Source organism: Blautia sp. OF03-13 (assembly GCF_003460685.1).
Taxonomy (GTDB): Bacteria; Bacillota; Clostridia; order Lachnospirales; family Lachnospiraceae; genus Fusicatenibacter; species Fusicatenibacter saccharivorans.
The window spans coordinates 104,426-116,435 of sequence record NZ_QTVR01000011.1 but is presented as its reverse complement, the minus strand read 5'-3'; the positions used below and the strand labels follow the sequence as shown (position 1 = coordinate 116,435).

The 12,010-nt window shown below is 46.6% G+C and carries 7 protein-coding genes, 1 other RNA gene and 2 pseudogenes; all 10 read right to left on the bottom strand.

Translation table 11 applies throughout. The features are described from left to right. Positions 1-299: 299 nt before the first annotated feature. Positions 300-671, bottom strand: a pseudogene (locus DXA55_RS10460) (AlbA family DNA-binding domain-containing protein); the annotation flags it as partial. A gap of 744 nt (positions 672-1,415) precedes the next feature. Beyond that, positions 1,416-1,773, bottom strand: a transfer-messenger RNA (tmRNA) gene (gene ssrA, locus DXA55_RS10455). A 128-nt stretch (positions 1,774-1,901) separates the two neighbouring features. Beyond that, positions 1,902-2,372, bottom strand: a complete 471-nt coding sequence (gene smpB / locus DXA55_RS10450) for an SsrA-binding protein SmpB (RefSeq protein WP_022463315.1) — start codon at positions 2,370-2,372, stop codon at positions 1,902-1,904. A 19-nt stretch (positions 2,373-2,391) separates the two neighbouring features. Beyond that, entirely contained in the window at positions 2,392-4,221 is a 1,830-nt protein-coding gene (rnr, locus tag DXA55_RS10445) for a ribonuclease R (RefSeq protein WP_442857662.1), read from the bottom strand. A 223-nt stretch (positions 4,222-4,444) separates the two neighbouring features. Beyond that, positions 4,445-4,681, bottom strand: coding sequence for a preprotein translocase subunit SecG (gene secG, locus DXA55_RS10440; RefSeq protein WP_055226503.1), 237 nt, complete (start codon positions 4,679-4,681; stop codon positions 4,445-4,447). 86 nt (positions 4,682-4,767) lie between these two features. Continuing rightward, on the bottom strand, positions 4,768-6,111 hold the full coding sequence (gene eno, locus DXA55_RS10435) for a phosphopyruvate hydratase (protein ID WP_117814074.1): 1,344 nt from the start codon (positions 6,109-6,111) through the stop codon (positions 4,768-4,770). Positions 6,112-6,662: 551 nt separating this feature from the next. Next, a pseudogene (gpmI, locus tag DXA55_RS10430) lies at positions 6,663-8,202 on the bottom strand (2,3-bisphosphoglycerate-independent phosphoglycerate mutase). 180 nt (positions 8,203-8,382) lie between these two features. Then, positions 8,383-9,672, bottom strand: coding sequence for a homoserine dehydrogenase (locus DXA55_RS10425; RefSeq protein ID WP_055267016.1), 1,290 nt, complete (start codon positions 9,670-9,672; stop codon positions 8,383-8,385). Between the two features lie 15 nt (positions 9,673-9,687). Next, the gene (locus DXA55_RS10420; protein ID WP_055218381.1) at positions 9,688-10,071 is read right to left on the bottom strand and encodes a RidA family protein; all 384 of its coding nucleotides are present in this window, start codon (positions 10,069-10,071) and stop codon (positions 9,688-9,690) included. A gap of 347 nt (positions 10,072-10,418) precedes the next feature. Then, positions 10,419-11,927, bottom strand: a complete 1,509-nt coding sequence (locus tag DXA55_RS10415; RefSeq protein WP_117814072.1) for an ATP-binding protein — start codon at positions 11,925-11,927, stop codon at positions 10,419-10,421. Between the last annotated feature and the right edge of the window lie 83 nt (positions 11,928-12,010).

Genomic DNA, 12,010 nt, shown 5'->3' with positions numbered 1-12,010 from the left:
ATACCCTCCGTTTCATTTGACAATATGCTTATTTTTACTATATTTTCAGAATTATTTTTATTAGTTTTGCACATAAAAATGCCCTGACACTTTTTCCTTTTTGAAAAATAGCATCCGGGCATATCTCCTAATATTATCAAATCACTTTATTTCACTCTCTGATAATTTTATCTTCTAAACTCTTTTCCTTCTTTCTCCTGTATCATCCCTAACATTTTTTCAAAAGACTGTTCAAATCCCTCAGTATCCGCCTTTTTTTCGCTTCTTTGTCCTTCTGACACGATGATGCGGGTATTTTTTCCAGCAACACGGACATATACGCCTCTCTCTCGTCCAAGCGCTTTAATGTAATATGGCCGCTGTCTGCCTTCAGAAATTTCTGCCACAATAACCGTCTTGCCATCAACTGTCTGCAGCGTAATATCTGGAATAATTGCCGGTTCACAGCTATCCGAGACGGCATTGGCAATCGCATCCATCTTTTTGAATACATCTTCCTTGTCAAAGCCAACCACTTCTCGGGTTTTATCCGCAATTCCAAAAATAATTTTTCCTCCGGTTCCATTTGCAAAGGCAACCACAGACTTCATATATTTGATGCTCTTTTCCGGCAGGTTCTCTTTGAATTCTACGTTTTTGGATTCTCCTGCAAGAATTTCTTCTATGGTCATAAATACACCTCGCTATCCGTGTTTATTTTAATAAATCAATGCTTAAAGTTCTCTTTATATCTGTTACCTTAACATATAATTCTCATTCAAGCAATGCAGTCCTTTTAAAAATCGTAATTCATTTTTTCAAGTCTGTCAATTCTATTATTTTCCTTTTCTCGCGCATGATCAGATTCAATCATAGGGCGAAAAGTACAGAATCTATTAGTCCCTTACCAACTCAAAACATCCTTAAGCATTTGTTTTACCGCTTCAAAAGTTAACATGCTGGATATTTTTTTATATTGTGAACAGAAATCTTTGTTATAAGGAGCCACCGTTTTTAAATAGTGCATATGCACTATTTTCTTACCGAGATGACGATCTTGATGAGGATGAATTTGAAGAAGGCTTTTACATTGACTTCTTTTAATCTATCGTCTGTTTGCCATGCCCGCCTTTGTGCGGGCTCTTTTTATCAAGAGTTCGACGGAAGTCGAACTTTCCTATTGTACAAAAAAGCAGGCACATCAAGTATCTCTACTTCATGTGCCTGCAGCACTTTGAAACGGTCTCTTTTACGTTCTTAACAGTGCGAATAAAGATAAAGTTTGACAAAATTTCGAATTTTTCCTTTCTTTTTTTACCAAAATTCATGCGGTTTTAAACGGTCTGAAACGGTCTAAAGCGGCATTTTTGCCCTGTTTTTTCCATCAAAAATGTACAAAAAAACCGCTAAAACACTGGATTTTAGCGGTTTTTCAGGTATGGACCTGAGGGGAATCGAACCCCTGTCCGAAAGCCTATTCATTCAGGCATCTCCCATTACAGTCATTCTATTAAAGGTTCCCCCATCGGCACGCCGGATGACAGGCTTGCCGCTTCGGTAGCTTCATAAAATCTTCCATCTCCGCAAAGCTTTGGAAACGAAGTGCTCCGCATCTGTTTGATGCCAGAAGAATAGCCGCGGAAAACTATTCAGCTGACAACGCCACACTTAGGCAGCGTACGCTACGTAATTATCGTCTGCGTTTAAATTTAGGTTCCAGGTTGATGACGCGGTCCCGGAGTCCACGAATGGCTTCCCAAACTTCAAAACCCCCGTCGAAACCAGTACAAGCCCGTGCTGGTTCTACAGACGCTTTTCTTTGATACGAGGACGCAAACAGATCGTCCCTGTGCAGTGAAAACTCTCTTTCAACTGCCGTATATTGTATTATAGTCTTTCCCCATACTTTTTGTCAAGGATTTTTAATACAGATTTTTAACTTTGAAATCTCTCTCCGCCTCACGTCTCTGATCTTTCTTTGCGATATCCTGCCGTTTATCATACAGTTTTTTACCGCGTGCCAGACCAATCTCGACTTTTACGAGGCTGCCTTTAAAATACACCTGCAGCGGAACGAGCGTGTAGCCTTTTTCCTTGATCTGCGCCTCAAGTTTGCGGATCTCATAGTCGTGCAGCAGCAGTTTCCGGATGCGCAGCGGGTCTTTATTGAATATGTTGCCCTTCTCGTACGGACTGATGTGCATGCCGTAGATAAATACCTCATCACGCTCAATGCGGATGAAGGACTCCTTGATGCTGCATTTTCCCATGCGGAGGGATTTTACCTCGGTACCGGCAAGGGAGATGCCGGCCTCGTATTTATCCTCGATAAAATAGTCATGATATGCCTTTTTATTGTTGGCAATCATTCGATTTCCTTTTTGTTTTGCCATAGCTTTTTCCTCCAGGGATTTATTCTGTCTCGGTTTCTTTTTCTACATACGTAAAATCGATTGTCCGGTTGGCAGGCTCGGCGTTTCGTACACGGACACGCACCGGCTCACCAAGGCGGAATACTCTTCCGTGCTGCTCTCCGACCAGACGGTAATTTTCTTCATCAAAATTATAATAATCGTCTTTCAGTGTCATGATGTGAACGAGTCCCTCAACGGTATTCTGCAACTCCACATAGAAGCCCCATCCGGTCACGCCGGAAATGACGCCGTCGTACTCTTCGCCGACATGCTCCAGCATATATTCGGCTTTCTTCAGCTTCACAGCCTCTCTTTCTGCCTCTGCAGCACGCTGCTCCATCGCACTCGACTGCTCCGCCACATGCTGCAAAATGGACGAATATTTGCCGATTCTGCCGCCCTTGTCGAGACGTCCCCGCAGATCATCCTTGATAATGCGGTGGATCTGCAGATCCGGGTAACGGCGGATTGGTGAGGTAAAATGGCAGTAATATGACGCTGCCAGTCCGAAGTGGCCGCTGCATTCCGGGGTATAAATGGCTCTTGCCATCGACCGGAGCAGCAGGCGGCTGATCAACGGCTCTTCCGGGGTTCCCTCGATGCTGGTGAGAATCTTCTGCACCTCACCCGGCGTAATCTCATGGGAACGCTTTTCGACTTTGATGCCCTGTTCACGGATCAGCGTCAGCGTTGCCTCCATGCGGTCTCCGTCCGGCTTGTCATGCGTCCGGTATAAGAACGGGATTTCGCGTGTGCAGTATTCCTCTGCCACGGTCTCGTTCGCCATCAGCATGAAGTCCTCGATCATCCGTGTTGCCACGTTCGACGGATACGGGCAGATCTCCACCGGCGTCCCTTCTGCATCAAGAATTACTTTGCTCTCCGGGAATTCAAAATCAATTGCTCCGCGTTCTTTCCGACAGCTCCGGATCAGTGCAGACAGTTCCTGCATCTGGCGGAACATCGGAACCAGCTCATGATATTCCTCCATCAGCTCCGGATGTGCTTCCGGCTCGGTCAGGATTGCATTGACGGCGGTGTAGGTCATGCGGCGGTCCACGCGGATCACCGTCTCAGCGATCTGATGGCCGATCACACGGCCTTTCTCGTTGATCGTCATAATACAGGAGAGTGCCAGGCGCTCCTGTCCTTCATTCAGGGAACAGATGCCGTTTGACAGACGCTTCGGCAGCATCGGAATGACGCGGTCCGGCAGATAGACACTGGTGCCGCGCTTTAACGCCTCACGGTCGAGGGCGGAATTTTCCTGCACATAGTTGCTCACATCAGCGATATGAACGCCAAGCGTCCACGTATCGCCCGCTTTTGTGACGGATACGGCGTCATCGAGGTCTTTGGCATCCTCGCCGTCGATTGTCACCATCTGCCAGCTTTTCAGATCGAGGCGGCCGTTGTAATCGTTTGGAATTACTTCCTCCGGGCATTTTTCTGCCTGTGTGATCACGCGTGCCGGGAACTCCTCCGGGATCTGGTAAGCGTCCACGACTGCCTGGATATCGACAGTCTGGATACGCGGCTTCTTCTCTGTGTCGCCGTCCTTTCCATTCTTTCTGTGGAATCGGTCATCGCGTCCTCTTCTGCCCTGCTCTCCGGCGCGGCGGTCTCTTTTTTCCCGTTTTTCCGTCGTTGTGGATGCACCGCGGCTCTTCTGGTAACGGCCGTCGGAGATCACATCGATTTTTCCTTCTTTTACCAGGATTTCCATAACCTCCGCAAGCTCCGACCGTTTTGCTTTCGGCACCTGCAGCAGCATGGCAATGTCTTTCAGACGCATCGGCTCATAGTTTTTCGAGCTTACGAGATCCATGAGCAGCGTCTTGCGGTTTTTCAGCAGTTTCGAACTTCTGGAACGCGGATGGCCCGCATGACCGCCATGGTTCCCTCTGTTCTGTCCTGCATGGGACGCCGCGCTGCCCTGCGGATATTTCCTCCGATCTTTTTTCTTCTTATTATCTTTCATCTATTATCTCCTCTTTGTAGAAAAAGACACCCTTACGCCTTCTCGTGGGAATAAGGATGTCTTTACTTTGCTAAAAATTCATGTTTAATACAACCGACAGTACAATAAACAGAACTGCCATGATTTTTGTTGCACGGATCAGAGTTCCTTCTGCAGAACGGCTTTTGTTTCTTCCCCAGTAAGTGTCTGAGATACCTGCAATAGCACCGAGACCCTGCTGTTTTCCTTCCTGCATCAATACAACAACGGTTAAAGCAATACAATCAATGACATAAATGACTGTCAAAATCGTTCTTAAAATTTCCACAATTACACCTCCTACGGCTAACTTATATTATTTTACCATAGTGGAAGAACGATTTCAACTGTTATTTGCCTGTTTTACGCCGTTTTTCACCATTCTCTTACGCCGGTTCCCTTTTGCGGGAACGGATTCCGGTATTTCGCTTCCTCACCGAGGCGTTCCTCGATGCGGAGAAGCTCATTGTATTTCGCATTCCGCTCCGACCGGCACGGTGCTCCGGTTTTGATCTGGCCGGCGCCTGTCGCGACGGCAAGGTCTGCCAGAAAATCATCCTCTGTCTCTCCGGACCGGTGGGAAATGACGGCGCGGTACCCTGCTCTCTGCGCCATCTCCACCGCATCCAGCGCCTCAGAGAGCGTTCCGATCTGGTTTACCTTGATCAGAACCGCATTTGCCGTGCCAAGTGCAATGCCGCAGGAAAGCCTTCTTACATTCGTCACAAACAGATCATCCCCGACCAGCTGTACTCTGTTCCCGAGCGCTTCCGTCATCTGTTTCCAGCCTTCGAAATCGTCCTCGCACAGCCCGTCTTCGATGGATACGATCGGGTATTTTTCGATCAGTTCCTCATAGTAGGCAACCATTTCTGCGGTATCCCGAAATACTGTCTTTCCGCACTGACGGGATTCCCCGGGAAAGTAGTAGACGTTCCTGCTCTCCTCGTAGAGCTCGCTTGCCGCCGCATCGATCGCGATCATCACGTCGTTTCCGGGCGCATAGCCGGCTTTCTGGACCGCATTGACAATGAGCTGCAGTGCTTCATCGGAATCCTTTAAATCCGGCGCAAAGCCGCCCTCATCGCCGACAGAAGTCGAGTATCCCTTCTCCTTCAGGAGCTGCTTCAGCGTATGGTAAATCTCCGCGCACATGGAAAGACCCTCCCGGAATGAGGGAGCGCCGCACGGCATAATCATAAATTCCTGCAGATCGACGGTGTTGTCGGCATGACGGCCGCCGTTTAAAATATTCATCATCGGCACGGGCATACGGCTTGTGTGGCAGCCGCCCAGGTACTGGTACAGCGGCAGATGAAGCGCATTTGCCGCCGCGCGCGCCACAGCAAGTGAGACACCGAGAATGGCGTTTGCCCCGAGGTTTTCTTTCGTTTCGGTTCCGTCTGCCTGGCACAGGATATGGTCGATCCGCTCCTGCTCGAGCGCATTCTCGCCGACAACGGCATCGGCCAGCACGGTATTGACCGCTTCTACAGCCTTTCTCACGCCCTGCCCCAGATAGCGCGCTTCCTGATCTCTTTTTTCCAGTGCCTCAAATTTTCCTGTCGATGCCCCGGACGGCACCTGGGCACGCCCCATATGGCCTTCCAGCCCGAGAATCCCCTCCCCGACGGCCACTTCCACCTCTACGGTCGGATTTCCGCGCGAATCCAGAATTTCTCTTCCTGTCACGCTTCGAATTGGTAAATATCGAAACATAGTTTTCCCTCCTGTTTTGCTGCAAAGTGAACAGTAACCAAGTTTCTTCTCTGCGTTCACAGTATGACCGTGCTATGGGAAAAATATGTTACTCTCTCTGTCGAAACCTCTTTTTTCCAGTCCTTATTCTTTTCAAACATAAAAAACGCAATATGAAAGCCATCCGATTTTTCCATTTTCGGATGCTTTCATAAGTTAGAACTGTGCATTGGACTGAATCCTTTCTTTTTTTGTTCTTTTGTTTCGCTTTGGGGTACTTCGTTACGTTTTCTTGGGTCCATACCTTCGCTTTCTTAGTTTATGGGGTAATTCGTTATGTTCTCGGTGGTCCGTCCTCTCTTTCTGTTTTTTTCTTCCGTTTTCTTTTGTTGACTTTACTATATCAGTTTTCTCACCATTTGTCAACACCTTATTTTGATTTTTTATCTGTTTTCCATTTTTATTCTGTCTCTTATTGCGTAATTATTTTTATTTTCAGATTATTATAGCAAAATATCCCTGCCGCACCCGTTTCAAAACGAATCCGGCAGGGACATTTTCACGATTTCTCTTTATTTCTTAATCAGCAGGGATTTTCCTGTCATTTCTTTTGGCTGCTCCATTCCCATCAGCTCGATCAGGTCGGTGCGATGTCTGCCAGGCATCCGCCCTCTCTTAACGTGTAGGATGGGTCTGCATTAACCAGAATGAACGGAACCGGATTGGTGGTATGAGCGGTGTATGGCTCGCCGGTCTCATAGTCTACAAGCTGCTCTGCATTTCCGTGGTCCGCACAGATAAACATCTGGCCGTCAACCTCTTTTAATGCATCAACTGCTTTGCCTACGCACTCATCAACAGCCTCAACTGCCTGGATTGCTGCGCTCTCAACGCCGGTATGGCCAACCATATCCGGATTTGCAAAGTTGATGATGATGACATCGTATTTCTGGGAACGGATGGCATCCGTCAGCTTGTCGCATACTTCGTAAGCACTCATCTCTGGTTTCAGGTCATAAGTAGCAACCTCGGGGATTTTACAAGGATTCTATCCTCACCTTTATTTGGCTCCTCAACGCCGCCATTGAAGAAGAAGGTTACATGTGCATATTTCTCGGTCTCGGCGATACGAGCCTGCGTCATGTTATGTGCTGCCAGATACTCACCGAAGGTATTGGTGATCTCTTCTTTTTTGAATGCAACGGATTTGTTCGGGATGGTCTCATCGTATTCCGTGAAGCATACGTAGGTCAGATCCAGACGTTTTTCTCTCTCAAATCCGGTGAACTCATCTGCACAGAATGCTCTTGTCAGCTCTCTTGCACGGTCCGGGCGGAAGTTGAAGAAAATCACAGAATCTTTATCCTGAATCGTTGCAACCGGTTTTCCGTCTTTTTTCAGAACGGTCGGCAGAACGAACTCATCGGTTTTTTCAGCATCATAGGAAGCCTGAACAGCCTCTGCCGCATCAGTTCCTTCTACGCCTTCCCCTTTTGTCAGCGCTTTGTAAGCCAGCTCGACACGATCCCAGCGGTTATCACGGTCCATTGCATAGTAACGGCCGGAGATTACGCCGATTTCGCCGACACCGATCTCATCCATTTTTGCCTGCAGCTGCTCTACATAAGATTTTCCGGATGCCGGAGGAGTGTCACGGCCATCCAGGAAGCAGTGTACATAAACTTTCTCGAGACCCTTACGTTTTGCCAGCTCCAGAAGTCCGAATACGTGGGTGATGTGGCTGTGAACACCGCCGTCAGAGAGAAGTCCGAACAGGTGCAGTGCGGAATTATTTGCTTTTGCATTTTCAACAGCCTTTACCAGCTCTTCATTCTCGAAGAAATCGCCGTCCTGGATTGCTTTCGTGATTCTGGTCAGCTCCTGATATACAACGCGGCCTGCGCCCATGTTCAGATGGCCTACCTCAGAGTTACCCATCTGTCCGTCTGGAAGACCTACAGCAAGTCCGCTGGCCTGTCCTTTTACGTACGGGCACTGGCTCATCAGCTGGTCCATAATCGGAGTTTTCGCTTCGCAGACAGCGTTATGCTCGCATTTGTCATTCAGTCCATATCCGTCAAGAATCATTAATACGGTTGGTTTTTTACTCATTGTGAATTCCCTTCTTTACTTAAATTTTGGGTAACAATCCAGAGCCCCGTCTCGATTCCGCTTACGCTGCATCTCGATGTTGCTTTTCGCCATATGAAACTCCAGAAAAAGCGCTCCTTCATGCAAGCAGGATTCGCGATTTTTCTTCCATTTCGCATGGCTCTGAATTGTTACATTTTGTTAGTATACCCGGATTGTCGAAGAAATCTCCTGGATCATCGACATTCCGCCTAAAATCTGCATGGCATCCTCAAAATGGCGCTCTTTGACCTCGTCCGTAATGACGACGATCTCGGCGTATTTTCCATTGACACGTTTCTGAAGCATCTGTGCAATCGAAACCTTGTTGTTTCCAAAGACAGAAGCTACCGATGCCAGCGTTCCATACCGATTTTCAATCTGCATGCGTACAAAATATTTCGACTTAATTTCGCCGACACGCTTGATCGGGCATTCCCGGTAGCATGTGCAGCCGATTCTGCCGCAGCAGTTCCATAAAATATTGCGCACAACATCGAAAATATCGCCCACAACGGCACTCGCAGTCGGAAGCTCTCCGGCACCTCGTCCGTAAAACATCGTATCCTGTACGGCATCGCCTGTCAGGAATACGGCATTGTAGGAATCATTGACAGTCGCGAGCGGATGATTGCTGTCGATCAGCATCGGATGAACGCGGGCTTCGATTCCTTCCGGGGTATCTTTTGCCACGCCGAGCAGCTTGATCGTGCATCCCATCTCTTTTGCATACTCGATATCAGTCGCCGTGATTTTGGTAATGCCTTCGGTGTAAACATCTTCAAATGTCACTCTGGAGTTGAACGCTGCCGAAGCTAGGATTGCTACCTTGCGGCCGGCATCAAGACCTTCCACATCTGCGGTCGGGTCTGCTTCTGCATAGCCCATGTCCTGCGCCAGACGGAGCGCATCACCAAACTCCATGCCTTCCTGCGACATTTTTGTGAGAATGAAATTTGTGGTACCGTTGAAAATACCCATCAGCTCTGTGATATGATTGGCGGCAAGGCACTGTTTCACCGGACGGATGATCGGAATTCCTCCCGCCACGGATGCCTCATAGAGAAAATCTTTTCCGTTTCTCTTTGCTGTTGCAAGGATTTTTTTGCCCTCGGATGCCACCAGATCTTTATTTGCCGTTACAACATTCTTTCCAGCATCCAGGCAGGCAAGAATGTAATTCATGGCCGGCTGTTTTCCACCCATAACCTCAACAACAATCTCGATTTCCGGGTCATTGGCAATCTCCTCGAAGCTGGTGGTAATGATGGAGGGATCGTCAACCTTTGCAGCTGCTTTTTCCACATTGCGCACAAGAATTTTTTTCAGCTCTACACGTGCTCCCAGCTTCGGAAGCATTTCCTCCTGCTGGCTTTTCAGCACTTTATACACACCGGTACCGACAGTACCAAGACCCAGCATTCCGATTTTAATTACTCTTTCCTCTGCCATACTCATCTCTCTCTCTTATTTCAGGGATACGATGCATTCAATTTCCACTTTTGCTGCTTTCGGAAGAGCGGCAACTGCTACACAGGAACGAGCCGGTTTGGACTCACCAAAGAAAGCACCGTATACTTCATTTACCTTGGCAAAATCGTTCATATCGGTCAGGAAAATGGTTGTTTTCATCACTTTCGTGCGGTCAGTTCCTGCTGCTGTCATGATTGCGTCCAGATTCTTTAAAGAGAGGGTTGCCTGCTCTTCTACGGTTTCCGGGATCACGCTGCCATGCTCTACATCAAAGCCAAGCTGTCCGGAAATAAATAAAAGGCCGTTGTCTGCGACTGCCTGTACATAAGGTCCGATTGCTGCCGGTGCTTTTTCTGTATTAATGATTTCTCTTGCCATAATCATATTCTCCTTTATGCTTTCTTTCGCGTCGTCTGATTTGCCGCGTTTTTTCCCTCTATCATGCGGTTTTTCCGACACTTTTGTCGTTCCCATCATATCACATGTGGGAGATGTCCGCAAGTGCGAAAAAGCCGCTCCCGGACACAAGAAAAGTTCAGAATCGTTCATTTCACATATCCAAATTCTATTAATTCATGTATGAACGCACTCCGTCTAGGATATCTTTTGTGATATGTCGACATAACAGCAATCACTTGTTTCTTTGATAACTGTTCTGTAAGTTCGTCTGATTTTCTTAAAAAAGCCGGTAAATTCATTTGCCTTTTCCAATCAAATCATCAATCCTATTTCATTTTATCCGTCAATATCCATTTTCCTTTTCGATTAGACCCCTCACGGATAACTTTACCTTCATGCTGCATTTTTGTAAGCATACGCTTAATCGTTGCCGTAGAAACTGCAAGCGCTTTTGCTAATTCTTTCTGAGTCAGTTTCGGATTTTTATAAATCATTTCTGACAATTGAATTTCAAGGTCATCTTTGGGATCATGATTGGGGTCATTGGGATCTCGATCGAGGTCAACAGGCTCATGATTGAGATTATCGGGCTCACGATTGAGATCATTTGACCCATGATTGAGGTCATGATCTCGATTTTTGACCTCAATGACCTCATTCTGGCCGCGATAAAGATTGATGCGGAAAGCTACTTCCATATCAATAAATTCCGGTTCACGCAATCCGTATTCCTGCATAGCCTGCATAAGTTTCGGAATACCACTTCCCCATGCTTCCACAAGGTTCATATAGGCAAAAGCATTGGCAAGCGAACGATTTCGGATTTTTGAAAATCCTTCCTTCATCAACTCAATCGTTACGCCAGGAAGCAGTCCACCAGGAGATGTGATCTCCAAGCGATCATCATAAATTGCCACCTGAATATTAGAATTCTGAATGTAACTGCAATTCATAACTGCATTAACGATCAACTCACGGATACTATCCGGCGGCAGTTCATAAATATCCTGTCGATATACTCCTTCCAGCCGACATCCCATACGAATATTTCTAAGGACAAACTGCACCGCTTCCTCTACTTGCTTCCAAAGCGGTCCTTCATAATTACGTCGATCCAAAAAGACAGCTCGCGTCGTTCCCTTAAACACAGCGCACTGTATCATGGAACGGAGTCCACCTTGTCCCGTTAAATAAATATACGCATTTGTCGGATAGATTTTTTCATTCTCATCTTTTTTCAAAATTCCCCAACTGAGCAAAACATTTTTCGTTACATCTTTAACTGCTGATCGCTGAAGATTGGATTTGCAGTTGGCAATAGCAACTTCCTTCATTTGTTCACAGAGACTTTTAATATCTTCATCGGTCACTTCTATATCTCTGCGGATTATTGAATCAAAAGAGCGGGCATCGCATTCATAATATAATTCTCTTGACATATCACGGTCAGCAGGGCGTGTTGTTCCAGAAACTCGAATATATACGCCATTCTCCAGCCCCTCTGCCTTAATATAATATGGTTTCCGACGTCCCGTCCTGATTTCTGCAACAATTACAGGTTTATCATTTATATTTTGCAAATAAACATCCGGGATAATTGTAGGTTCACAACTGTCAGAAATAGCATTCGTAATCGCATCAATCTCCCGAAAAACTTTATCCTCCGGAATGCCAACAACTTCTCTTGTTTTATCGTCAATACCAAATATAATCCTCCCACCTTTTCCGTTAGCGAAAGCAACAACCGTTTTCATATATTTCATGCTCTTGTCTGGACGTTGTACTTTGAATTCAACGTTCTTGGATTCTCCAGCAAGGATTTCTTCTATTGTCATCCGATCACCTCCATGATTAAGTTTTGTCCATGATGACTCTATTATTTTGCTTTTTGCTTCCAATGTGGTTCCATTCATTTATG

Bases quoted from the DNA above. Each gene is read 5' to 3' on its own strand.
- smpB (WP_022463315.1), bottom strand. From the start codon at position 2,372: ATGGCAAAACAAAAAGGAAATCGAATGATTGCCAACAATAAAAAGGCA.
- eno (WP_117814074.1), bottom strand. From the start codon at position 6,111: ATGTTTCGATATTTACCAATTCGAAGCGTGACAGGAAGAGAAATTCTG.
- DXA55_RS10420 (WP_055218381.1), bottom strand. From the start codon at position 10,071: ATGGCAAGAGAAATCATTAATACAGAAAAAGCACCGGCAGCAATCGGA.
- rnr (WP_442857662.1), bottom strand. From the start codon at position 4,221: ATGGATCTCGTAAGCTCGAAAAACTATGAGCCGATGCGTCTGAAAGAC.
- DXA55_RS10415 (WP_117814072.1), bottom strand. From the start codon at position 11,927: ATGACAATAGAAGAAATCCTTGCTGGAGAATCCAAGAACGTTGAATTC.
- DXA55_RS10425 (WP_055267016.1), bottom strand. From the start codon at position 9,672: ATGGCAGAGGAAAGAGTAATTAAAATCGGAATGCTGGGTCTTGGTACT.